This is a genomic window from Streptococcus mitis (assembly GCF_000960025.1).
Lineage (GTDB): Bacteria > Bacillota > Bacilli > Lactobacillales > Streptococcaceae > Streptococcus > Streptococcus mitis_DH.
Map to the genome: position 1 here is coordinate 439,397 of NZ_JYGQ01000004.1, position 22,349 is coordinate 461,745.

General features: G+C 43.2%; 24 protein-coding genes. 5 read left to right on the forward strand and 19 right to left on the reverse strand.

Annotation, left to right across the window (positions count from 1 at the left end; genetic code table 11):
- Nucleotides 1-5 precede the first annotated feature (5 nt).
- A complete protein-coding gene (mutL, locus tag TZ91_RS09085) occupies nt 6-1,955 on the reverse strand; it encodes a DNA mismatch repair endonuclease MutL (protein ID WP_033686153.1) in 1,950 nt (649 codons plus the stop codon).
- 311 nt (nt 1,956-2,266) lie between these two features.
- Here mutL and TZ91_RS09090 point away from each other — a divergent pair, with 311 nt between their 5' ends.
- Both TZ91_RS09090 and TZ91_RS09095 read left to right on the forward strand, forming a co-directional pair.
- Nucleotides 2,267-2,707 carry a LytTR family DNA-binding domain-containing protein gene (locus TZ91_RS09090; protein ID WP_033686152.1) on the forward strand — a complete coding sequence of 147 codons (441 nt, stop codon included), beginning with the start codon at nt 2,267-2,269 and terminating at the stop codon, nt 2,705-2,707.
- Complete coding sequence (locus TZ91_RS09095) at nt 2,704-3,162, forward strand: DUF3021 domain-containing protein (RefSeq protein ID WP_033686151.1); 459 nt, start codon at nt 2,704-2,706, stop codon at nt 3,160-3,162. Before TZ91_RS09090 ends, TZ91_RS09095 begins: the two co-directional genes overlap by 4 nt.
- 47 nt (nt 3,163-3,209) lie before the next feature.
- On the opposite strand, the gene nrdI is transcribed toward TZ91_RS09095, so the two are convergent.
- From nrdI to TZ91_RS09120, 5 genes are all read right to left on the reverse strand, one after another.
- Entirely contained in the window at nt 3,210-3,674 is a 465-nt protein-coding gene (nrdI, locus tag TZ91_RS09100; protein ID WP_004255033.1) for a class Ib ribonucleoside-diphosphate reductase assembly flavoprotein NrdI, read from the reverse strand.
- Nucleotides 3,675-3,751: 77 nt separating this feature from the next.
- Nucleotides 3,752-4,285, reverse strand: a complete 534-nt coding sequence (locus TZ91_RS09105; RefSeq protein WP_033686150.1) for an ABC transporter permease — start codon at nt 4,283-4,285, stop codon at nt 3,752-3,754.
- 60 nt (nt 4,286-4,345) lie between these two features.
- On the reverse strand, nt 4,346-5,632 hold the full coding sequence (locus TZ91_RS09110; protein ID WP_033686149.1) for a response regulator transcription factor: 1,287 nt from the start codon (nt 5,630-5,632) through the stop codon (nt 4,346-4,348).
- A gap of 11 nt (nt 5,633-5,643) precedes the next feature.
- The gene (locus TZ91_RS09115) at nt 5,644-7,314 is read right to left on the reverse strand and encodes a sensor histidine kinase (RefSeq protein ID WP_284697454.1); all 1,671 of its coding nucleotides are present in this window, start codon (nt 7,312-7,314) and stop codon (nt 5,644-5,646) included.
- A complete protein-coding gene (locus tag TZ91_RS09120) occupies nt 7,292-7,906 on the reverse strand; it encodes a YesL family protein (RefSeq protein WP_033686148.1) in 615 nt (204 codons plus the stop codon). The genes TZ91_RS09115 and TZ91_RS09120 overlap by 23 nt, the downstream gene beginning before the upstream one ends.
- A gap of 134 nt (nt 7,907-8,040) precedes the next feature.
- Here TZ91_RS09120 and TZ91_RS09125 point away from each other — a divergent pair, with 134 nt between their 5' ends.
- On the forward strand, nt 8,041-8,610 hold the full coding sequence (locus TZ91_RS09125; protein ID WP_033686147.1) for an MptD family putative ECF transporter S component: 570 nt from the start codon (nt 8,041-8,043) through the stop codon (nt 8,608-8,610).
- 29 nt (nt 8,611-8,639) lie between these two features.
- Here TZ91_RS09125 and TZ91_RS09130 read toward each other — a convergent pair whose 3' ends face one another.
- From TZ91_RS09130 to TZ91_RS09180, 11 genes are all read right to left on the reverse strand, one after another.
- On the reverse strand, nt 8,640-9,341 hold the full coding sequence (locus tag TZ91_RS09130; protein ID WP_033686145.1) for a methionine ABC transporter permease: 702 nt from the start codon (nt 9,339-9,341) through the stop codon (nt 8,640-8,642).
- Between the two features lies 1 nt (nt 9,342).
- Entirely contained in the window at nt 9,343-10,404 is a 1,062-nt protein-coding gene (locus TZ91_RS09135) for a methionine ABC transporter ATP-binding protein (protein WP_033686144.1), read from the reverse strand.
- Nucleotides 10,397-11,770 carry a M20 family metallopeptidase gene (locus TZ91_RS09140; protein WP_033678570.1) on the reverse strand — a complete coding sequence of 458 codons (1,374 nt, stop codon included), beginning with the start codon at nt 11,768-11,770 and terminating at the stop codon, nt 10,397-10,399. Before TZ91_RS09140 ends, TZ91_RS09135 begins: the two co-directional genes overlap by 8 nt.
- A 96-nt stretch (nt 11,771-11,866) precedes the next feature.
- Nucleotides 11,867-12,721, reverse strand: coding sequence for a MetQ/NlpA family ABC transporter substrate-binding protein (locus TZ91_RS09145; RefSeq protein ID WP_033686143.1), 855 nt, complete (start codon nt 12,719-12,721; stop codon nt 11,867-11,869).
- A gap of 153 nt (nt 12,722-12,874) precedes the next feature.
- The gene (locus tag TZ91_RS09150) at nt 12,875-13,705 is read right to left on the reverse strand and encodes an amino acid ABC transporter substrate-binding protein (RefSeq protein ID WP_020901826.1); all 831 of its coding nucleotides are present in this window, start codon (nt 13,703-13,705) and stop codon (nt 12,875-12,877) included.
- A gap of 209 nt (nt 13,706-13,914) precedes the next feature.
- Entirely contained in the window at nt 13,915-14,238 is a 324-nt protein-coding gene (locus TZ91_RS09155; RefSeq protein ID WP_000253936.1) for an AzlD domain-containing protein, read from the reverse strand.
- Nucleotides 14,228-14,923: an AzlC family ABC transporter permease gene (locus TZ91_RS09160; RefSeq protein WP_080702812.1), complete on the reverse strand. Its 696-nt coding sequence runs from the start codon at nt 14,921-14,923 to the stop codon at nt 14,228-14,230. The genes TZ91_RS09155 and TZ91_RS09160 overlap by 11 nt, the downstream gene beginning before the upstream one ends.
- A gap of 119 nt (nt 14,924-15,042) precedes the next feature.
- Complete coding sequence (gene tsaD, locus TZ91_RS09165; protein WP_033686142.1) at nt 15,043-16,053, reverse strand: tRNA (adenosine(37)-N6)-threonylcarbamoyltransferase complex transferase subunit TsaD; 1,011 nt, start codon at nt 16,051-16,053, stop codon at nt 15,043-15,045.
- Nucleotides 16,043-16,480 (reverse strand): ribosomal protein S18-alanine N-acetyltransferase, encoded by a 438-nt coding sequence (gene rimI / locus TZ91_RS09170; protein WP_033686141.1) that lies wholly within the window; start codon nt 16,478-16,480, stop codon nt 16,043-16,045. The genes tsaD and rimI overlap by 11 nt, the downstream gene beginning before the upstream one ends.
- Complete coding sequence (tsaB, locus tag TZ91_RS09175; protein ID WP_033686140.1) at nt 16,477-17,160, reverse strand: tRNA (adenosine(37)-N6)-threonylcarbamoyltransferase complex dimerization subunit type 1 TsaB; 684 nt, start codon at nt 17,158-17,160, stop codon at nt 16,477-16,479. Before tsaB ends, rimI begins: the two co-directional genes overlap by 4 nt.
- Nucleotides 17,161-17,263: 103 nt before the next feature.
- Nucleotides 17,264-17,479, reverse strand: coding sequence for a hypothetical protein (locus TZ91_RS09180; protein ID WP_000282478.1), 216 nt, complete (start codon nt 17,477-17,479; stop codon nt 17,264-17,266).
- A 282-nt stretch (nt 17,480-17,761) separates the two neighbouring features.
- Here TZ91_RS09180 and TZ91_RS09185 point away from each other — a divergent pair, with 282 nt between their 5' ends.
- Together TZ91_RS09185 and rnjA are read left to right on the forward strand one after the other, a co-directional pair.
- On the forward strand, nt 17,762-17,995 hold the full coding sequence (locus tag TZ91_RS09185; protein ID WP_000639572.1) for a DNA-dependent RNA polymerase subunit epsilon: 234 nt from the start codon (nt 17,762-17,764) through the stop codon (nt 17,993-17,995).
- Between the two features lies 1 nt (nt 17,996).
- Nucleotides 17,997-19,676, forward strand: a complete 1,680-nt coding sequence (gene rnjA, locus TZ91_RS09190) for a ribonuclease J1 (RefSeq protein WP_033686139.1) — start codon at nt 17,997-17,999, stop codon at nt 19,674-19,676.
- 247 nt (nt 19,677-19,923) lie between these two features.
- Here rnjA and mnmG read toward each other — a convergent pair whose 3' ends face one another.
- A complete protein-coding gene (gene mnmG / locus TZ91_RS09195; RefSeq protein ID WP_033686138.1) occupies nt 19,924-21,837 on the reverse strand; it encodes a tRNA uridine-5-carboxymethylaminomethyl(34) synthesis enzyme MnmG in 1,914 nt (637 codons plus the stop codon).
- A 9-nt stretch (nt 21,838-21,846) separates the two neighbouring features.
- The gene (locus TZ91_RS09200; RefSeq protein ID WP_033686137.1) at nt 21,847-22,302 is read right to left on the reverse strand and encodes an NUDIX hydrolase; all 456 of its coding nucleotides are present in this window, start codon (nt 22,300-22,302) and stop codon (nt 21,847-21,849) included.
- Nucleotides 22,303-22,349: the final 47 nt, after the last annotated feature.

The following is a 22,349-nucleotide window of genomic DNA, read 5'->3' on the forward strand; positions in this document are numbered from 1 at the left end:
TTAGTTTAATATTTTCCCAATTCACGGAGACTAGTGTGATTCTCCTGAATACGCCGGAACATCTTTTCCATATCCGACTTGGTGAAGTGCACCAAAACAGGACGTCCGTGAGGACAGTTATAGGGATTGTCACATTGAGAAAGTTGATAAAGGAGCTGTCTGGCCGAATGGTCATCGATATGATGATTGGCCTTGATAGATCTCTTGCAGGACATCATGATAGCTAGCTCTGCTCGGTATTTCTTGATAGAAACTTCCTTGGTCAAAAGGAGCATATCACACATCTCATAGATGCCTGATTCAATCTCTTCTTCTGCCATCCAAATAGGATGTTCACGTAAGATAAATTGATTTTCTCCGTACTCTGCTAGAAAGACCCCAACTTCCTCCAAAAGTGCCATTCTTTCCTTGAGACGAAGGGCATCATCCGCTGGAAATTCAAAGATATAGGGCACTAGGAGTTGCTGCTGGCTCTGGTCAACATTGCCAATACTTTCACGGTATTCCTCGTACTTAACCCGTTCCTGAGCCGCATGCTGGTCTATGATGTAGAGCCCATCTCGCCCTTGGGCGAAGAGATAGGTTCCATGCATTTGCCCGAAAAATTCCAACTCTGGAAAGCTTGAAGATTCTTCTCGCTCCAGCTTGTCATAAGCCTTATCCAAACTGGCCAAATCTAACTCTGGATGGTCTAATTGGTCGTAGTTAGCAGGCTTTCTCTCTGCAAAATGGAGTTTGCTAGGCTTAGTCAGCTGCTCCAAGGTTTCCTTGGCAAACCGGGTTAAATCCTGTTTCTCTTCAGTCAGATTCACCTGATAATCAGCTACTTCAGCTTGACTGGATCTTATCGGCTCTGTTTGCTCATAGTAGATCATATTTTCTTTGAGTGGGAGAATGGTTTGCTCCACCTTCTCACGATTGCGCACAGCCGATTTGGCAAGATTTTCCAAGGCATCTGGTATCAAGGTTTGCTCCTTGAGACTATTTGCAATGGCTTCTGAGACCAACGTCATCAGTTCTTTTTCCTTGGAAATCCGCACCTCTTGCTTGGTTGGATGAACATTGACATCCGCTAGATAAGGGTCAATATGAATGTGAATGACAGCCAGTGGAAAACGGCCTACCATGAGCTTACTGCCATAACCGTCAAGAATAGCACGATTGAGTAAAAAGTTCTTGATATAACGACCATTGATGAAGAGACTGATATAGTTGCGGTTGGCTCTAGTCAACTCAGGCAAGGACACAAAACCTGAAATTTCGAAATCTAGGTCAGAATTCTCAATTTCAATCATCTTCTTGGCACTCGCCAAACCGTAAATCCCTGCGATAGCTTGGCGCAATTGACCAGTCCCAGCTGTCCGCGTCATCTCCTTGCCATCACTGATTAAACTAAACGAAATCTCAGGATGGGCCAAGCCCAGACGATTGACAATATCAATGATATGAGACAACTCTGCTTGCTGGCTCTTCATATACTTGAGGCGGGCAGGCGTGTTGAAAAAGAGGTCCTCCACACAAACCTTGGTCCCCACAGGACTAGTCGCTGGAATGATTTCTTCTACTTCTCCCCCACGTGCGACGAGCTTGGTCCCGTGACTTGCGCCATCCACCGCAGTCAACAAAGTCAAGACACTAACAGACGCTATAGAAGGCAGGGCTTCACCACGAAAACCAAGCGTGCGAATTCGAAAGAGGTCTGCTTGATTTTTTATCTTACTGGTCGCATGGCGGCGCAGGGCCAATTCCACCTCATCGTGGGCAATTCCATGACCATTATCTGTGATTTGAATCTTCTTGAGACCAGCTTCCTCAATCTCAATGATAATCTGACTAGAACCCGCGTCAATGGCATTTTCTACCAGCTCCTTAACAACGCTAGCTGGACGCTCGATAACCTCTCCAGCTGCAATCTGGTTTGCCAGCACCTCTGGCAATTCAATAATATGAGACATCTTTCAGCCCCTTTCCGTATCTATTTTCCTAGAAATTGATTAGTGCTATTATACCATATTTCAGAAAGGACAGAAAAGCAAGCGCCACATAGGAGTAAAATCCCGCCACATAGACAAAGTCCCTTGCCAGGGGGCATAAAATAGTGGTATACTCAATAAAAATCAAAGAGCAAACTAGAAAGCTAGGTGCAGACAGTACTTTAGTACGGCAAGACGACGCTGACGTGGTTTGAATTTGATTTTTGAAGAGTATTAATAAAGATGTACAAGAAGTGAGATTAATTTTGTATGAAAAACAAGGAGAGAAGTTTATGAAAATAGAACTACAGATTAGTGAAACTTACAAGGAGGAAAAGCTGATTGTCCAAGCACCTCAAGAAACCGATAAAATCCAGAAAGTCATCGAGTTCGCAGAAAATCTGAACCAAAAAGAAACAATCAAAGGAAAGATTGATGATCAGGTCTATCTCGTTGAGATTGGTAAGATACAGCGCTTCTATATCGAGAATCGGAAGGTTCTTGCAGAAACGGCTAGCCAGACCTACAATATTGATTTACGACTCTATCAGGTTCTTGAAATTCTGCCAACCAATTTTATCCAAATTTCCCAATCAGAAATCATCAATATCAACTCCATCTCTCATCTCAAGCTAACCCCAAACGGCCTAGTAGAAATTTTCTTGAAAAACGAAAGCTTCACCTATTCTTCACGCCGTTATCTAAAAACCATCAAGGAGAAATTAGAACTATGAAAAAACAAATCTTCCACGACGCAGCTGCTGGTGTCCTCATCGGCCTCATCCTCTCTATCATCTTTTCACTCATTTATGCACCAAATACCTACGCACCACTGAGTCCTGAATCTCTGATCGGACAAGTGATGGCTCAACATCAGGTTCACGGTGCCTTGGTCTTGCTCTACTGCACACTGATCTGGGCAGCCATTGGTATTCTCTTCAACTTTGGTAAACGATTATTCAGCCGTGACTGGAGCTTGCTCCGTGCAACTATGACCCATTTCTTCCTCATGCTGGCTGGCTTTATCCCACTAGCAACTCTGGCAGGTTGGTTTCCTTTTCACTGGATCTTCTATCTCCAGCTCATTATCGAGTTTGCGATTGTCTACCTCATCATTTGGGCTATTCTCTATAAAAGAGAAGCTAAAAAAGTGGACCATATCAATCAACTCTTGGAGCATAGAAAGTAAGAGTGCTGATAAAACTGCCTAAGATAATAAAAAAGCTAAGCCTAAGCTTAACTTTCCAACTCATACAAATCTGCAATAATTGCTGCAACACGTTTGATATCTCCCAGCATGCCTCGCATTTCAAAATCGGCTAATACAGGGAAACCAAAACGTTGACTGTATTGCTTAGCTGTCAGGCAGTATTGGTTATTAAAGTTACGATTTCCTGAACCAACCACACCAAAACACTTACTAGCATTATCACCATAGGCGATAAAATCCCCCACTGGTGTCGTCAAAATCTCAACATCTCCATTATCCACGCCATTCCCACCTTCGAGGTAGGTTGGCAAAAAAGCGACATAGGGATGGTCCATTTCATAGAAATCTTGGCCTTCCTTGACCAAATCCTTGATATGAATCTTTTGGACCTCAATTCCCTCGTACTGGGATAAGAGATAGTCTTTCAAGCGTGTCACAAAACTTTCAGTATTGCCACTCAGACTAATATAAACTAAAGAAATTGTCTTCATATATACCTCCATGATTTTATGTATAATCGAAAAATAACTACCAAGATTGTAACTTGATAGTTATTTTTTGTCAATACTTAGGCAAGATCTTCTGTTTCCTCTTCTTCAGCCAAGGCTTTTTGCTGACGCCACATCTTATAGAAGACAAGGGCTAGGAAGAGAACATTGATGACGATATAGAGAATGCTAACGGCTTGTGAAATAACACTTATCCCTAAACGCATGGTCTCATCGTGAACTAACTGCACAGCATCTTGTAAAGTCACATAGCTATAAATCGAACCAATAATGGCTAGCAAAACATAGCCGACATAAGTATAGTTTGCATATTGCAAATTCTTACGAACAAGGAAGACAATAGCTACTACCACTAAAATAGCAGATAGCACAATCAAGACCATATTAAAAATAGAATGAGTTGATTCTGCTACTCTATAGGTGTAATTAAGCTGGTCTTCTAATTGCTGAGCACTGACCCCTGCAACCTGTTTCTGAGTGGCACGAAGGGCTTCTTTACTAGGTAAAGGACTCAACATTCCAAACAGAGACATAGCTGAAATAAGAGCAGACAAGATTAGCAAGACCCATAGATAAATTGGTTTCTTTTTCATAATAGAACCTCCTGATATTATTATCGATATTATAGCACTTTTTGTAAAGGGATACAAATATTATAGTGTCGTTTCTACCTGTTTTCGGTAGGCTTTCGGCGATTTTCCGCACAATTTTCGGAATACTTTATAGAAATATCCAACATTACTGTAACCAACAGCATAACAAATATCTTCAATACTGTCACTAGTCGAAAGCAAGAGCTGTTGGGCGGCCTTAATGCGTTGTTTATTTAAAAGCTCTGCGAAGGTCGAATTGGTTTCACGCTTAATCAACTGCCCCAGATAGACAGGATTGATAAAAAGATCCTTACTGATATCCTTGAGGGAAAGTTCCTTCTGATAATCACGCCCAATGACTTCTAGCACACTAACCACATTTTCATTCATCCGATATTGTCCAAAGAATCGAGTCAGAGTTTCCTTGATATAAGGAACCAATTCATCGAAGGTTTGAATAGCATGAATCGTTTTGACAATATCCGTCAAATCATCAGCCTTTAGATGTTCAAACAAATGAAAGACATCCATGATAAACTGGATAAAAAGCTGTTTGGTAATGGGAACACGCGGCGTATTTTCAAGAACCACCTTCTCCAAAAGGTTTAACTCTTCCACGATTTGATTGAGGTTCCCCTGAATGATAACCCTATAAATCGGTTCGTAATAGGCAAAGAGACTCTCAGACTGTAGTAGATTTACAGAACCGTAAAAGAGGGCTTTCTCAGCATTCAACTTCCAGCGTTCAAAGTGTTCTTGATAGGGAGCTTTAAAGGGAGTAACGACTAACCCATCTAGGGGTTGGTCAGAAATGAAAATCTGCCAATCTTGACCCAAGACATAGTAGGGAATGGTAAAAGAGCCTTGTTTTTCCTTGGATAGGCCTATCCACCAATTCTCCTTATCCCCTAAATAACTAACAAATCCAGTCTCATCTAAATCTTGACTAAGGGTCTGACTTTTCTTTCCTCTCTCGCCGAGCTGACCTGCAATCTTCTCCAGCAGATTTCCCAACTCTACCTTATCAACAGGTTTGACCAAATAGTCCACCACACTAAGGTTCATTGCTCTTTTTACATAATCAAACTCCTGATAACCTGAGAGCAGGATATAGGCAGCATCTGGTAAGATTTCTTTCATCTCCCGAATCATATCAAGCCCTGTTTTGTCGGGCATATTGACATCGGAAATGACCACATCGACAGGATTTTCCTGAACATATTCTAGGGCTTCATCGGCATGACTAGCTGTTGCGACGACCTCCATATCCCACTTATCAAAGGGAATCAAACGTTTCAGACCTTCTGTCACCATGTACTCATCATCTACTAATAATACTTTATACATTTTCTCCCTTTCTACTCATCTTGAATTGTAATACGATACTGAACACCCGCTTGCTCTGCAGAATCTATAGTAATAGCATATCGATCCCCAAAATAGAGCACAAAACGCTCATGGACATTGATAATCCCGATAGACTGCTTGTGATCACTGTAACTGACTTGGTGTTCAAAATGTCTCTGACTTAATTTTTCTCGAATACTTGCCAGCTTTTCAGCCGACATTCCACGGCCATTATCGACCACCAAAATTTCCACAAAACCATCCTGTTTAAGCGCCTTGATACTAATCACATTATCTGTCCGTCTATGGTCAACACCATGCGCGAAATAGTTTTCTACCAGCGGTTGCAAGGTAAACTTAGGAATTTTCATATTCTCTAGCTCTGGGTCTATCTTGAAACCATAGGCAATGGACTTGGGATAGCGAACCATGCAGAGATAGCTGTATTTACGACAAAATTCTAATTCCTGTTTGAGAAGAGTTTCTCTTTCGTCGGAAATATTGTTACGCAAGAGACTACTGAATTCATAAATGATATCTGCCAACTCATCTTGACTTTGCATAACTGCATACATGCGCAAGAACTCCAGCGTATTATACATAAAATGAGGATTGATTTGCGCCTGCAAGGCCCGCATATTGGCATCTTTTTGACTAAGCTCTAACTGATAAATATCATGGATATTCTTTTCCAAGCGATCCAACATATCATTGGTCGTCTCCGCGATTAGGAGCAATTCCTGATCCTTTTCAAGCGTATCAATACGAAGACCTTCTTGTCCTTGGGCAATAGCTTGGATGGAATCCACCAAATCCACTACCTGCTTTTGATAATTTGAGAAAGTCTTCCTCAAAGTCAGATAGAGAATGACAATAAAGAGAAGGCTCAAGCCCACAATCAAAGCAGAGCTAGCCACTGTTCCTTGTAAAACAAAGTTTTTAGGAACTGCCACCTGAACCTGATATCCATGAGAGGTAAAACCGACAAACCAGTTCTCATGTTCCCTATTGACCCTCTCACCAATATGAAAAATCTCCGTATCAAAAGGCGATGTCACAGTAACAGCCATCGGGATATGACCTCGGGTATTGTCAATGGCATGATATAAAACTTCTGGATCCAAGGAGATGTAGATCACTCCTATAGATTGATCCGTTGCTGGGTCCAGAACTGGAATGCCAAAACTATTGGCCTCCGGTTTAAAGGCTTCAGCTGGCAAGACATGACCACTTCTTTTATCTCTTGTTGAAACATAAACTTCTTTAAAATCCTGCAAGACGATTGCAACACCCGTTATAGAGTCATTTTGGACATAAAGATCATCAATGTTTTCATACAGAGAAATAGAAGTTGACGAAGCTGCTTGGTGCTCCAACAGCCAATAAAAATACTCAGAAGTTGACAAGCTAAAGTACTTATAAACCCCTTGTATCCGGTCTTGATTGGCTACTAAATCTTGCGCCAGTTGGGCTGATTCTCTATAATAATACTCCACCTCATCGACTGTTCGAGTGGTTACACGTTGGGCTACTCTTTGAGCTTCCTTTTCCCGTGAATCCCAGTCAGCGTAAGAGAGTAAGATTGCAAAACTCGCAATAATAATCATCATAACTGAACTGTAGGTTCTTAGAAGCGTATGTAGCCAAAACTGCTTCATTCTATTTTGTCGCCAATTTTTCATGGATACTTTCATAGACCGGTTCCAACATATCACTGATAAAGAAATGCCACATCCCAATTCCTACAAAGAAAAGTAGGGCAGGCATATAGTAACCAATTGCCACAAGTAGCACTGTCCCAAGGAGAACCTTGGCCACAGCCGCTAGGCTCATAAAGATGCCAATCAAGGATAGTTTGAGACTATTTCGATAGGACAAATCAAAATAAACTTGTAATTTCAAAGATACTGTATAAGCCAAAAAGATCAGGGCAACTACTAGGACATTCAAAAAGGTCGCAATCAAATGAATAATAGTCTGATGAGGCAATTGTACCAAGAGATACAAGCCATAGAGCAAAACTAGATCCACCCCTAAAAAGCTATAGAAAATCAGGTTGCTTGAAACAAAATTTTGCTTATAAAGAGACCAAGCCTCCTTCAAACTGTATTCCCGAAAGCTATAACCATGTTCTGCATATAGACTCATCAAGGTGGCACTAGCCGGCGCTAGACCAAGGATAATCCCTCCTGCCAATGTTAATAGCCAAAAGAAGGCTGTCGCAATCATCCCTAAAAAGAAACGATTAAAGACAAAGTCTAAAAATCTCCCCATGATATCCTCCTAAAAATAACTATGAAACTATTATATCATATTTCAAGCGTTTTCAAAAACTTCTAGTATCCATTTACAATCCCACCAAACCATGGTAAAATGAGAATTGTGAAAAAATTATCAGGAGACAATTCATGAAGAAATCTATCTTAACTACACTGCTTTTTGCAGTTCTTTACTTCCTCTCCATGGGGATTGGTGTCCTTTTGGGCAATCTCTTTGATCAAACTGGAAACATGTTTTATGCGCCTGCTTTTACTGCCCTTGTCGGCGGTGGCGTCTATATGATTCTGGTCGCAAAAGTTCCACGTTTTGGAGCCATTACCACTATCGGCCTTGTCATTGCTCTCTTTTTCTTGGGAACTAAACACGGTGCCGGTGCCTTCCTTCCTGGAATTATCTGTGGTCTCCTAGCAGATGGAGTAGCTCTTTTAGGAAAATATAAAGATCAAACAAAGAACTTTCTTTCTTTTGTTATTTTTGCATTTAGCTCAACTGGTCCAATCTTACTTATGTGGATTGCGCCCAAAGCCTATATAGCAACCCTTCTAGCAAGAGGAAAATCCCAAGAATATATCGACCGTATCATGGTCGCGCCAAACCCTGGAACCATCCTTCTATTTATAGCAAGTATTGTCATCGGAGCCCTAGTGGGTGCCTTAATTGGACAAACCTTGAGTAAAAAATTGGCACAGAAAATCTGATTACTAAAAAAGAGCTAGGCGGCTCTTTTTTATTTATGGCTCAATTTCTTGGTCAAGAAGTCTCCCAAGAATTGGATCGCAAAGATAATCAAAATGATAATGATGGTTGCCAAGATGGTTACATCGTGATTGTAACGGTTAAATCCATAAGCAATGGCTACGTTACCAATACCACCAGCTCCAACCGCACCAGCCATAGCTGTTTCTCCAACAAGAGAAATCAAGGTCACAGTTGTCACACGGATTAAATCTGGAAGACCTTCTGATAGATAAACACCTACAATGTCCCAGAAGGTCGCTCCGCTAGCTTGGGCCGCCTCAATGACACCACCATCCAATTCAGCCAAGACAACCTGCACCTGACGGGCAAAGAAGGCAAAGACTGCAAAAGATAGGGGTACAATAGCCGCATTTGGACCAATGCTTGTTCCTACGATTAGATGAGAGAAGGGTGAGAAGGGTGACAAGACTGCCAAGAGAATGATAAATGGAACCGCACGGAAAATAGAGGTGATTTTATCCAAAATCCAGAAAACGACCTTATTTTCCAAAACACCGCCTGGCGCTGTCAAAACAAGGAAGAGTCCGACCACTAGCCCCAAGAACCCTCCGATGATGAAAGAAAGAACTGTCATATAGAGGGTTAGGTAGATGGCCGTTCCCCAGCCTGCTTGACCAGCCCAGCCCATCTTATAGACATTTGGTAAATAGGTTTGAATCAATGATTCCATCTTACTGTCCTCCCTTCAATACTTTTAGTTGTACGCCTGCTTGACGAATGGCTTCTTGGGCGCCTGCCAAAGCTGCTTTTTCACCTGACAAGACCACAACTAATTCTCCAACAGGAGTACCATCAAGAATTTCGATGTTTCCATAGAGGATATTAGCCGTTACTTGGTAACGCTTGTACAATTCATTCAAAAGTGGCTCGTCTGTCGAAGCACCCGCATACTTGAGTTGCACCAAGAGACTGTTTTCAGACAGATGTTGCACGATTTCTTGCTTCTCGATTTTGACCATAGCTTCGTCAATACCTGTAGCTGTTGAGATAAAGTCTTGAGTCAAAGGTTGTTTAGGGTCTGAGAAGATTTCAAGGACACTGCCCTCTTCAATCAAATGCCCATCCTGCATAACTGCCACACGATTGGCAATATCTTTGACAATCTGCATTTCATGCGTAATCAAGACAACAGTCAAGCCTAATTTTTGGTTCAAATCTTGCAACAAGGCCAAAATCTGCTTGGTTGTCTTAGGGTCAAGGGCAGAAGTTGACTCATCTGAAATCAAGATTTTTGGATCATTGGCCAAAGCACGCGCAATGGCCACACGCTGTTTTTGTCCTCCAGATAGTTGTGAAGGGTAGTTTTCAGCACGGTCTGCCAAGCCAACCAAGTCCAACAATTTGGCTACTTTAGCCTTCTTTTCTTCCTTGCTGAGCCCAGAGTGTTTAAGGGCAAAAGCTACATTCTCCTCTGCCGTCTTTTGGCTCATGAGGTTAAAATGCTGGAAAATCATCCCGATATCCTGACGTTTACGACGTAACTGCTCGGCCGTCAAGGTCACCTGACCATCAAAAATCACATCGTCGTCAATGGTAATTTTCCCTGCAGATGGTTTTTGCAAGAGGTTAATCACCCGTACAAGGGTTGATTTCCCTGCTCCAGAATATCCAACGATTCCGTAGATATCCCCTTCTTGGATGTGAATGGTCACATCCTTGACCGCTGTGATGGTTCTCTTCTTTTGGTGAAAAGTCACATCGATCTGATCTAACTTGATAATATCTCTACTCATAGCTTCTAATCAGCTCCTCTACTAATTCAATATGGGTGTAGTAATCGGCGATTCGCACATTTTCATCCCCACCGTGGTCTCGACTATTAGCATTTCCTAGACCGAAGGCCACCATTGGTACCTCTAGGGCATCAAAAACCGTATGCATAGGCCCTGTCCCTGCTGTTGTCGGCAAGACTGAAACGCCCTGTGGATAGAATTTCTTGGCCAACTCGATTACATTGAGAATGGCTGGCGCGCTCATATCGCTTCGATAGCTCATCTCTCCCAAGGTATAGTATAATTCTACCTTATCAAAGCCATTTTTGTCTAGCTGTTTCCGAATTTTTTCCAGAACATCATGCGGTTCTAGGCCAGGAACCAAACGAACCTCTAGCTTAGCACTAGCTTCTGCTGGCAAAATCGTTTTGACTCCTTGCCCTTGATAACCTGACTGAATCCCTTCGATATTAAGAGCTGGCTCGAAAAAGAAACGTTTTAGAAAGGCTACACGGTCCTCTTGTAAGAGAGGCAATTCCAAGCCATAAATCTGGCTGATTTCCCCAGGATTGCGTTGAGCATAGGCATCCACCAAGGCTAATTCTCGTTCATTCGGCTCTTGCACTTCTTCGTACAAACCTTCAACCAAGATACGACCATCTGCGGCACGAAGAGACTGTAGAGCTTGAAGGAGGTACCAGGGAGCTGACTCCACAACCCCACCATAACTAGAGTGGATATCTACATCAGCACTTTTAACCTTGGCATCAAAGGTCACAATCCCCTTATTTCCACCAGAAATTTCTAACTGTTCCAAGGCATTTTTGGTCCCTTGTTCCCAGACCAACAAATCTGCTCCACGGAGTTTATCCGCATGTTTTTCCAGATACTTATCTAGGTCTGTCGAAGCCGATTCCTCCGCTCCCTCCATGATAAAACTGATATTGACAGGCAGGTCATCATGGTGTTGCATGTATTTTCTCAAAGCACTCAAACGAGCTGTGATATGACCCTTGTCGTCATCAACCCCACGCCCATACATGAAGCCATTGCGGACCGAAAGCGTAAAGGGATCCTCTGTCCACACCTGATCCCCATCCGCTGGCACAGTGTCATAGTGGTTATAGAAAATCAAGGTCTTAGCATCTGGACGCGAACTCTTGAAATGCGCCATGACAAAGGGCGCTGTATAAGTCTCATCAATCTCCACTTCAGCTCCAACACGCTTGAAAATCTCACCCAGATAGTTGGCAACTTCTTTGAGACCCACCTGTTGGGCAAAGACCGACTTCTTAGAAATCAAGGTACGCAAAACCTCAAAATAATGCTGGGCCACATGATCCTTTTCAAATTTTTCAATCTGTTCTTGTTCGCTAGGAAAAACCATATTCTCTCTACCTTTCTATGAACTACTCTTCCTGACAATCCATGCTCTATACAAAAGCAAGAGGTGGAATTTTCTCTCCCACCTCCCTGTTTCTTATTACCAAACTGGTTGATCCAAACCGTCTGATGTTTCTTCGATAACTTTTTTCACGTCATCTGTGTGGTAAGCTGCGATCACTTTCTTGATAGCATCAGCTTTTGGTGATGATTCCCAATCTTTTTTCGCAACGATGATGTTGTACCATTGTTTTGAGTTTTCATCAGCTTGTTCTTTGAAAAGTGCTTTCTTGTAGTCCAATTTTGCTTCTGTAACGAAGGTATTGTTTACAACGGCAGCGTCAACTGATGACAATGAACGAGCTGTTTGGCTAGCGTCCAATTCGGTGATTTTCAAGTTCTTTGGATTCTCTTTGATGTTGGCAACTGTTGCAAGAGCAGTTCCTGAAACGTCCAATTTAATCAAGCCAGCTGATTGAAGCAAGTAAAGCGCACGACTTTCATTTGTAGCATCGTTTGGTACAGCGATTTCTCCGTTTGCTGGGATATCTTCTACTTTAGTGTACTTGTTGTCACTTCCATTCAAACCTGAGTAAAGGCGGATTGGAGAGATGTAAGTATCTGCAATCGCTACAAGGTCTTTCCCGTTTTCTTTGTTCCAGTTGTTCAAGAAGTTATAGTGTTGGAAAGCGTTCAAGTCTACTTCACCATCAGCAGTTGCCTTGTTTGGTTGTGAGTAGTCTGTGAACTCTGTAAATTCCAAAGTAATACCGTCTTTTTTAACTAATTCTTGAACTTTATCCCAACGAGCTTCTTCAGAACCGCTACGGTTAACAGTTGCGATTTTGATAGTTGTTGCATTGTCTGCTTTCTTTTCTGAGTTTCCGCAAGCTGCAAGAGCCAAACCTGCGACTGTAGCAAGGGCTGCTACACCAAGCCATTTTTTAATTTTCATGATTCTTTCTCCTTAAAAATAATACCGTACTAGTATCTCACAATTTGTTTGATTCTACAAATTGTTATTAGATAGTCAGATATATAGTTTAAAACTATATACTTAAAAATTGAGAAATCACCCATCTTACTCAGAATGGATGATTTCAAGAAATTATTTAATATCAGCTTCTGCTGGTAGGTAAGTGTCTCCGAAGAATTGTTTTGACAATTTTTCAAGAGTTCCGTCTTTGTAGAGTTCTTGGATACGTTTGTCTACAAATGTTTTCAACTCATCTTGACCTTTAGCAAGAAGTGGGTAAACGTAAGGTTGTTGGTCGCTTGGAAGTTCGATAACTTTCAAGTTGTCCAAACCTTGGTTCTTGATAACTGTTTCAACACCGATTTTATCAAAAATCTTGTAGTCAAACTGACCATCGCTCAAGCGTCCCATGATTTGTTGGAAGTCTGCTCTAGTGTAGTTAAGGACAGTTGGATTATCTGAGTGTTGCTTGTTATAGTCTTCTAACTGTTTAGCAGATGTTGTCCCTTGAACAACTTCTGTTGATTTTCCACCGATATCATCAAGTGATTTGATGCTAGAGTCGTCCTTCTTCACTACAAGAACGTTAGGATTTTTAGCAGTTGGGGCTGCGTAAAGGTATTTTTCAGCACGTTCTTTAGTGTAGCTGATGTTGTTAACGGCCATTTGGTAACGGTCAGCGTCAAGACCCGCAAAGACTCCTGACCACTCTGTCTTCTCAAACTTGACATCATACTTGTCAGAGTCTTTAAAGATAGCACGAACGACTTCAATTTCGTAACCAGTCAATTCGCCATTTTCTTCATAGTTGAATGGTTTTGGTGAAGCATTGGTTGCAACGATGATTTCTTTCTTGCTAGCTGCTTCTCCTTCTTTCTTAGCACCACCTGAGCAAGCTGCTAGAACGCCTGCAGCAACAAGCCCTAGGGCAGCAAGAGATGAGTATTTAACGATTTTTTTCATGTCATTTCCTCCAAAATAGAATACCTTATAATCTTAACAGAAAAAGAGCATTTACGCCATTATATGATATCTATCTCTGTGATAGGTTTTCTTTATGGCTAATTTATACTCAATGAAAATCAAAGAGCAAACTAGGAAGCTAGCCGCAAGCTGTACTTGAGTACGGTAAGGCGACGCTGACGTGGTTTGAATTTGATTTTCGAAGAGTATTAAAAGACCAAACGCAAGACTGCAATTAAGACCACCCCAAAGAGAACTGTTCCGACTAGATTGCGGTAGCGAAAGGCTACCCAAGCTGTTGGAAAGACGGCTAAGAAGTCCAGCCATTTGATTTGAGGAAGACTACCAACCTTACCTGTCACTACGCTTGAAAGAATCAAGGCAAAGATAATCGAAACGGGCAAGAACTTCAAAAAACGCTCAACGATCGCAGGCAAACCCTTATACTTGACCAAGATGAAGGGAATCATACGGGGAATCCACGTAACCAAACCAGAGAAAATAACTGCTAATAAAAGATACTTACTGACCATCTAAAACCACCCCCATTGTACAACCAAGTAGCGTCGCAAACAGAACAGCTAGCGACTGAGACACCACTGTCAAGAGCAAAAAGAAGGACACCGCAACAACTGCTAGGATAATCAGTAGATTGCGGACAGGAATCCGTCTTTGCATAATCTGGAATTGCGAAGCAAAAATTCCAATGAACATCCCAACCAAGGCAAAATCCAAGCCAAAGATTTCTGGATTTGGCAGCAGGCCACCCAGAGCCGTTCCGACTACTGTTCCCACAAACCAAGCCACATAGCTGTTAAGATTATTTCCGTGCATCCACATAGGATTGACCTTGTCTGTATGGGCCAATTCACCCATCAAAACGCCATAAGTCTCATCCGTCAAGAGACTAGACATACCAATATTTTGCCAGAGGCTGGTATGACGGAAATAAGTCGATGCGTGTAAACTCAACAAAAAGAGACGCAAATTGATCAAAAAAACCGTCATGGCAATAGCCGCCACAGGTGCTTGAACCGCAATCAGTGCCAGCATGGCAAACTGGGCACTCCCAGCATAAACAAAGAGGCTCATCAAGCCCATCTCAATAGGTGTCACATAGGGCGCACCGATAATTCCACAGGCCAGCCCGATACTGACATAACCAAGGGCCGTTGGCATGGCTGCCTGCGCCCCCTCCCAAAATCCTTTTTCTTTCATCTTTCTCCTCATATTGTCTTAATAGGTGGGCTGAAAAGGCCCCAGCCACAGCATGGACTATTATAACACATTCAGGAAAGAGAAAAAAGTCTGCTGATTGTAATCAGACAGACTCCATTTTATTCCATAGTATCAAAGGCAAGACTTGGTTTGGCATTGAGGTCCAAGTTTGCAAAATTTTCTTTGTTCCACTCGCTGACGCTGGCATAGGCAATCATTCCTGCATTGTCTCCACAAAGACGCAGTGGTGGGATGATGACCTTGACATCTGTGATTTCGGCCGCTAGGCGTTCTCTGAGACCTTTATTGGCTGCCACGCCACCTGCCACAACCAGGGTTTTAACAGGGTATTTTTCCAAGGCCTTCTTGGTTTTTGCCATAAGAATATCCAAGACAGCTGCTTGAAAGGAAGCACACAAATCCTCTGTGGACAAGCTTTCTCCCTTTTGCTCGGCATTGTGGTGAAGATTGATAAAGGCCGATTTCAAACCTGAGAATGAAAACTCCAGATTATCTTCCTTAATCATGGCACGAGGGAAATCATAAATATCCTGTCCCTGATGAGCTAGCTCGTCAATCTCACGACCAGCAGGATAGGTCAAACCCATGACACGGCCAACCTTATCATAGGCCTCACCAACCGCGTCATCTCGCGTTTCCCCAACAATCTTGTAGTCACCAGCCTCCGAAACATAAACCAACTCTGTGTGCCCACCGCTAACCAAGAGGGCTAGCAAGGGAAACTCCAAAGGCTCCACACTCTGAGCAGCCATGAGGTGGCCAGCCATGTGGTTAACGGGAATCAGCGGAAGCCCATGTGCCCAAGCAAAGGCCTTGGCAGCTGACAAACCAACTAGTAAGGCTCCGACCAAGCCCGGTCCATAGGTAACCGCCACAGCTGTTACGTCCTCTTCGGTAATTCCTGCTTCTGCTAGAGCCTCCTCGATACAGGCTGTAATGACCTCGACATGGTGACGACTAGCTACTTCTGGCACTACGCCCCCAAAACGTTTGTGGCTCTCGATTTGACTAGCAATGACATTGGACAAGAGCTGGTCGTCGTTTTTTAAGACAGCGACACTGGTCTCATCACAGGATGTCTCAAATGCTAAAATATATCTATCCTTCATCTATTTCTCTCTTCATGATGATGGCGTCCTCGACTGGGTCATGGTAGTAGGCCTTTCGCTCAGCGATGACTGCCATCTTTTCTTTCTTGTAAAATGCTTGCGCTCGTTGGTTTGACCTTCTGACTTCGAGGAAAATCTCCTTATCTGCCGGCAATTGAGCAAACAAGGCTGATGCAATTCCCTGACCCTGATAGGCTCCTTTGACAGCGATTTGCAGGACTTCTGCTTCAAAAAGATTCTCCTGAACAGCTAGAAAACCAACCACTTCTGCCCCATCATAAGCCAGAGCATACCAAGTCTGGTCTTGAGCCAGGTCTGCTTGGATTTGCTCCAGCGTCCAAGGGATGACTGGGTAAACAGCTATCATAACAGCGTAGATGTCTTGAGCCAAGTCAGGCTGTTGTTGGATTCGTTTGATTTCTATCATAGGCGTTTAATGTAAGATTCGCCAGACTCAGTGTGGTTCTTGAGCCAGTTTTCCTCAGCCTCGACACGTTTGAGGTAGTTCGGCACAAAATCATGCAAGGAGTCTGCTTCCTTGTCCCAGGCCCAAAGAGCAAGATTGGCTGCATTTGGTAAGGTTTCTTTGTAATTAGTCCTTGGCAAGTGTTCTTGAATCTGCTCCACAAAGGGGCCAACTTCTCCAACAAAGGTTACTTGACTAGCACCCTTGATTAGCTCAATCACTCGCTCAAAGGGCAGGTGCGCTTCTGGCATGACAGATTTAGCGTTTTCATAAAATCCTGCATAAACATTGTTGCGACGAGCATCCATCAAAGGAACGAACAAACCTTCTTGTTGGTATGGCACCAGAGCCAAGAGGCTAGACATACCAACTAACTCAATGTTCAGGGTATGAGCCAAAGTCTTAGCCGTTGCGACCGCAATTCGCAAACCTGTGTAGCTACCTGGCCCTTCCGCCACCATGATTCGATCCAAGTCTTTGGGTGTCCAATCCAAACTTGCCATCAAAAAATCGATGGCAGGCATAAGGGTAATACTGTGATTTTTCTTGATATTAATCGTCGTCTCGGCAAGAACCTGCTTGTCCTCTAAAATGGCGAGAGAAAGAGCCTTGCTAGACGTATCAAAAGCTAATACTTTCATAACACATTCCTATCTTTTTGTCTGCTTACTATTATACTACAAAAGCTGGCACATGGGAATTTTCTTTATCCCCAAACAAAAAGCCCCAGCATAAGCAGGGCATCTAAGCATTTAATCCAAAGTAAAATACAAACCAAACGACATAGGTTACGAGGAGGAGAAAAAGCGAGTAGAGAGTCACAAAGGTAATTTTCCACAAGAACTTGGTTTGTCGTCGTTCCAGTTTGGCAAATAGAAGATTCCCCGCATAAACGCAAGCAACAAAAACAATAAAAGCTACCAAGCGAGCTCCGATAGCAAAAGCAAATAAGTTATACATAGGGCAACCTCCTTGACTTAAAATAATCTATATGGAATTATGACAAGTGATAAAAATCATTCCCATTATCAAAATAACATATTTTCTTTATTTTTGCAAACGCTTACCTTTGAGTGCTTATGTGACTTTCTCGTTTCCGTCTTTTACTAATTTTTCATTTTGTGGTATAATTGAAATAATTGTAACGAATCAAGGTCAATCTAGACACAAAATGGAATGAAATCAAGCAAATCTATGCTAAAAGTTTGGAATAAGCTGACCTGTAAAATAGAAAGGAACTATATGATTTACAAAGTTTTTTATCAAGAAACAAAAGAACGTAGCCCACGCCGTGAAACAACACGCGCACTTTACCTAGACATCGATGCCAGCTCAGAACTTGAGGGCCGTATCGCTGCTCGCCAACTTGTCGAAGAAAATCGCCCAGAGTACAATATCGAGTATATCGAACTCTTGTCTGACAAATTGCTAGATTACGAAAAAGAAACTGGCGCCTTCGAAATCACGGAGTTCTAATATGGCCTATACTCTTAAACCTGAAGAAGTCGGCGTTTTTGCCATCGGTGGTCTGGGAGAAATTGGGAAAAACACATACGGGATTGAATACCAAGATGAGATTATCATCGTCGATGCTGGGATTAAATTCCCAGAAGATGATTTGCTGGGTATCGACTACGTCATTCCTGATTACTCATACATCGTGGACAATATCGACCGCGTCAAGGCTGTTTTGATCACACACGGACACGAGGACCACATCGGTGGGATTCCATTCCTGCTCAAGCAAGCAAATGTCCCTATCTACGCTGGACCGCTTGCCTTGGCTTTGATCCGTGGGAAACTCGAAGAACATGGTCTCTTGCGCAACGCCAAACTTTACGAAATCAACCACAACACTGAGTTGACCTTTAAAAATCTCAAGGCAACTTTCTTTAGAACGACTCACTCTATTCCAGAGCCTTTGGGAATTGTCATTCATACTCCTCAAGGGAAAATCGTCTGTACGGGTGACTTTAAGTTTGACTTTACTCCAGTTGGAGAACCTGCGGACTTGCACCGTATGGCTGCCCTTGGTGAAGAAGGCGTGCTCTGTCTCCTGTCTGACTCAACAAATGCAGAAGTGCCAACCTTTACCAACTCTGAAAAAGTCGTTGGCCAGTCCATCATGAAGATTATCCAAGGCATTGAAGGACGTATCATCTTTGCATCCTTTGCCTCAAATATCTTCCGTCTCCAGCAAGCAACAGAAGCTGCTGTTAAGACTGGGCGCAAGATCGCTGTCTTTGGTCGTTCGATGGAAAAGGCCATTGTCAACGGAATCGACCTTGGCTACATCAAAGCTCCTAAGGGAACCTTTATCGAGCCAAATGAAATCAAAGACTACCCTGCAGGCGAGGTTCTTATCCTCTGTACAGGTAGTCAGGGTGAACCTATGGCGGCCCTCTCTCGTATCGCCAACGGAACCCACCGTCAGGTGCAACTCCAACCCGGCGATACGGTTATCTTCTCTTCTAGTCCAATCCCTGGAAACACTACTAGCGTCAACAAGCTGATTAACATCATTTCAGAAGCTGGTGTCGAAGTTATCCACGGTAAGGTTAACAATATCCATACATCTGGACACGGTGGCCAGCAAGAGCAAAAACTCATGCTCCGCTTGATTAAGCCAAAATACTTCATGCCTGTCCACGGTGAATACCGCATGCAAAAAGTTCACGCTGGACTAGCGGTGGATACTGGTGTTGAAAAGGACAATATCTTTATCATGAGCAATGGTGATGTGCTTGCACTCACTGCTAACTCAGCTCGTATCGCAGGCCATTTCAACGCCCAAGATATCTATGTCGATGGAAATCGTATCGGTGAAATCGGCGCAGCTGTCCTCAAAGATCGGCGCGATCTATCTGAAGACGGTGTCGTTCTGGCAGTCGCAACTGTTGACTTCAAATCGCAGATGATTCTGTCTGGTCCAGACATCCTCAGCCGAGGCTTTGTCTACATGAGAGAGTCTGGTGACCTGATTCGCCAAAGCCAGCGTATCCTCTTCAATGCAATTCGTATCGCACTAAAAAATAAGGACGCTAGTGTTCAATCTGTCAATGGTGCCATTGTCAACGCTATTCGCCCCTTCCTTTATGAAAATACAGAACGTGAACCGATTATCATCCCGATGATCCTCACACCAGACGAAGAATAATACTCTTCGAAAATCAAATTCAAACCACGTCAGCTTCGCCTTGCCGTACTCAAGTACAGCCTTCGGCTAACTTCCTAGTTTGCTCTTTGATTTTCATTGAGTACAAGTCAACAAAACAGCCCCGATTTTTCGGAGCTGTTTTTTTCTATGCTTTCTTTTGAGATTGAAACTCAATAAAAATCGAAATCAGACTAGAAGGCTAGGCGAAAGCATAACTTGAGTTAGGTGAGCCGAAGCCGACGACGTATTATTTTGATTTTTGAAGAGTTTTAGAAATACTACGATTTTTACCTTCAAGATACACCATCAAAATAGAAATATCTGCTGGGTTTACTCCCGAAATACGGCTGGCTTGGCCGATGGTTTCTGGATTAATAAGTTTAAACTTCTGACGGGCTTCGGTTGCGATAGAATCAATGTCATCCCAGTCAATATTGGCTGGAATGCGTTTTTCTTCCATGCGTTTCATCTTGGCAACCTGGTCCATGGCTTTGGAAATATAGCCTTCGTACTTGATTTCTGTTTCAATCAATTCGATAATCTTATCATCCAAGTCCTCTGCAGCTGGTCCGATGAAAGCCACCACATCTTGATAAGAAACTTCTGGACGGCGAAGGAATTCCTTGGCTGTCACTGCATCGGTCAACGGCTTGAAGCCCATCTCCTCAACCTTGGCATTGGTTTCCTTGACTGGCTTGAGTTTGATGCTGTCGAGACGCTTCATCTCATTGTCAAATTGATTTTTCTTAATTTCAAAACGAGCCCAGCGTTCATCGTCCACAAGCCCAATCTCGCGTCCCATCTCAGTCAAACGCATATCCGCATTGTCATGGCGAAGGATGAGACGGTATTCAGCTCGACTGGTCAAGAGACGGTAGGGTTCAATGGTTCCCTTGGTCACCAAGTCATCAATCATGACCCCAATATAACCGTCACTGCGCTTCAAAATCAATTCAGGCTTATCTTGGATTTTCAGAGCCGCATTGATCCCAGCGATAATCCCTTGGCCAGCAGCTTCTTCATAACCTGATGTTCCATTGGTCTGACCAGCAGTGAAAAGACCTGAGATTTTCTTGGTTTCCAGAGTTGCACGCAACTGGTGTGGCAAGATCATATCATACTCAATGGCATAACCAGTTCGCATCATCTCCGCATTTTCCAAACCTTTGATAGAATGAACCAGCTCACGCTGGACATCCTCAGGCAGACTGGTTGAAAGTCCTTGAACATAGACTTCCTCAGTATTGCGCCCTTCTGGCTCAAGGAAGAGTTGGTGGCGTTCCTTGTCTGCAAAGCGCACAATCTTGTCCTCAATCGACGGACAGTAACGAGGTCCCACTCCCTTGACCACACCTGTAAACATAGGCGCACGGTGGAGGTTGTTTTGAATAATCTCATGACTGGTACCATTGGTATAGGTCAACCAGCATGGCACTTGGTCCTTGACATAATCCTCATCACGTGAAGTGTATGAGAAATGATTAGGCGCTTCGTCTCCTGGCTGAATCTCGGTCACATCGTAGTTGATTGAAGAAGCCTTGACACGTGGAGGGGTTCCTGTCTTGAAACGACCGATTTCGAGGCCCAGTTCCTTGAGATTGTCAGCAAGGTTAATAGAAGACAAGCTGTGGTTAGGACCTGATGAGTACTTGAGGTCTCCGATGATAATTTCCCCACGGAGAGCAGTCCCTGTGGTCACGATAACAGCCTTAGCAGCATACTCTTGATGGGTCGCTGTACGCACACCGACAACCTTGCCATCTTCCACCAAAATCTCATCAATCATGGTTTGACGAAGAGTCAGATTTTCTTGATTTTCAACTGTCTTGCGCATTTCCTTAGAGTAAAGCTCCTTGTCAGCCTGCGCACGAAGGGCACGGACAGCTGGCCCCTTCCCTGTATTGAGCATCTTCATCTGGATGTAAGTCTTGTCAATTGTCTTGGCCATCTCGCCGCCGAGGGCATCAACTTCACGCACGACAATTCCCTTGGCAGAACCACCGATAGAGGGATTACAAGGCATGAAAGCCAGCATTTCAATGTTGATAGTCGCAAGCAAGACCTTACAGCCCATACGGCTAGCAGCTAAGGAAGCCTCGACCCCAGCGTGTCCCGCACCGATTACAATAATATCGTATTCTTCAGTAAAATTATAAGTCATGTTTCTCTCCTATTCCTCAAGATGGATGTGTCTTAGTTGGCCGTCCCAATCTGGTAGGGCCGTTTTTAAAAAGGCTGGAACTAGATTGATACCCTTAAGCTGGTCTAAGTCAATCCACTCACAGGGCTGCCTTTTCTCATCTTCCTGCATGGTCAATGGGGCATCTTCAAGCAAATCCACCAGATAATGAAACTCGATATTGTGATAGGAAACACCGTCCTGTTCAAAACGATTTTCAACCACAAAAGCTAGCTGCCCAGCTTGAGCTTTGACACCCAGTTCTTCCCTCACTTCACGGACTACCGCGTCTTCCGTGCTTTCATTGACTTGAATCGCACCGCCGATAGTATAATACTTGCCCTTGTCTTTGGTAACTAGGAGCTTGTGATTTTGGACAATCAAGGCTGTCGCCCGAACTCCAAAAATTGTATTTCCTACTTTTGTCCGAAAGTCTTGCTGAGTCATTCTTGTCCTTTCCCTTAAACGACACAAAAACAGTCAAAACTCCAAAG

Coding starts and splice junctions, on each gene's coding strand:
- tsaD (WP_033686142.1), bottom strand. CDS start 16,053: ATGAAGGATAGATATATTTTAGCATTTGAGACATCCTGTGATGAGACC.
- TZ91_RS09125 (WP_033686147.1), top strand. CDS start 8,041: ATGAAGAAATCTATCTTAACTACACTGCTTTTTGCAGTTCTTTACTTC.
- TZ91_RS09185 (WP_000639572.1), top strand. CDS start 17,762: ATGATTTACAAAGTTTTTTATCAAGAAACAAAAGAACGTAGCCCACGC.
- TZ91_RS09200 (WP_033686137.1), bottom strand. CDS start 22,302: ATGACTCAGCAAGACTTTCGGACAAAAGTAGGAAATACAATTTTTGGA.
- TZ91_RS09095 (WP_033686151.1), top strand. CDS start 2,704: ATGAAAAAACAAATCTTCCACGACGCAGCTGCTGGTGTCCTCATCGGC.
- TZ91_RS09110 (WP_033686149.1), bottom strand. CDS start 5,632: ATGTATAAAGTATTATTAGTAGATGATGAGTACATGGTGACAGAAGGT.
- rnjA (WP_033686139.1), top strand. CDS start 17,997: ATGGCCTATACTCTTAAACCTGAAGAAGTCGGCGTTTTTGCCATCGGT.
- TZ91_RS09155 (WP_000253936.1), bottom strand. CDS start 14,238: ATGGTCAGTAAGTATCTTTTATTAGCAGTTATTTTCTCTGGTTTGGTT.
- nrdI (WP_004255033.1), bottom strand. CDS start 3,674: ATGAAGACAATTTCTTTAGTTTATATTAGTCTGAGTGGCAATACTGAA.
- mnmG (WP_033686138.1), bottom strand. CDS start 21,837: ATGACTTATAATTTTACTGAAGAATACGATATTATTGTAATCGGTGCG.
- mutL (WP_033686153.1), bottom strand. CDS start 1,955: ATGTCTCATATTATTGAATTGCCAGAGGTGCTGGCAAACCAGATTGCA.
- TZ91_RS09140 (WP_033678570.1), bottom strand. CDS start 11,770: ATGGTTTTTCCTAGCGAACAAGAACAGATTGAAAAATTTGAAAAGGAT.
- TZ91_RS09130 (WP_033686145.1), bottom strand. CDS start 9,341: ATGGAATCATTGATTCAAACCTATTTACCAAATGTCTATAAGATGGGC.
- TZ91_RS09090 (WP_033686152.1), top strand. CDS start 2,267: ATGAAAATAGAACTACAGATTAGTGAAACTTACAAGGAGGAAAAGCTG.
- TZ91_RS09180 (WP_000282478.1), bottom strand. CDS start 17,479: ATGTATAACTTATTTGCTTTTGCTATCGGAGCTCGCTTGGTAGCTTTT.
- rimI (WP_033686141.1), bottom strand. CDS start 16,480: ATGATAGAAATCAAACGAATCCAACAACAGCCTGACTTGGCTCAAGAC.
- TZ91_RS09150 (WP_020901826.1), bottom strand. CDS start 13,705: ATGAAAAAAATCGTTAAATACTCATCTCTTGCTGCCCTAGGGCTTGTT.
- TZ91_RS09120 (WP_033686148.1), bottom strand. CDS start 7,906: ATGGGGAGATTTTTAGACTTTGTCTTTAATCGTTTCTTTTTAGGGATG.
- TZ91_RS09115 (WP_284697454.1), bottom strand. CDS start 7,314: ATGAAAAATTGGCGACAAAATAGAATGAAGCAGTTTTGGCTACATACG.
- TZ91_RS09160 (WP_080702812.1), bottom strand. CDS start 14,923: ATGAAAGAAAAAGGATTTTGGGAGGGGGCGCAGGCAGCCATGCCAACG.
- TZ91_RS09105 (WP_033686150.1), bottom strand. CDS start 4,285: ATGAAAAAGAAACCAATTTATCTATGGGTCTTGCTAATCTTGTCTGCT.
- tsaB (WP_033686140.1), bottom strand. CDS start 17,160: ATGAAAGTATTAGCTTTTGATACGTCTAGCAAGGCTCTTTCTCTCGCC.
- TZ91_RS09145 (WP_033686143.1), bottom strand. CDS start 12,721: ATGAAAATTAAAAAATGGCTTGGTGTAGCAGCCCTTGCTACAGTCGCA.
- TZ91_RS09135 (WP_033686144.1), bottom strand. CDS start 10,404: ATGAGTAGAGATATTATCAAGTTAGATCAGATCGATGTGACTTTTCAC.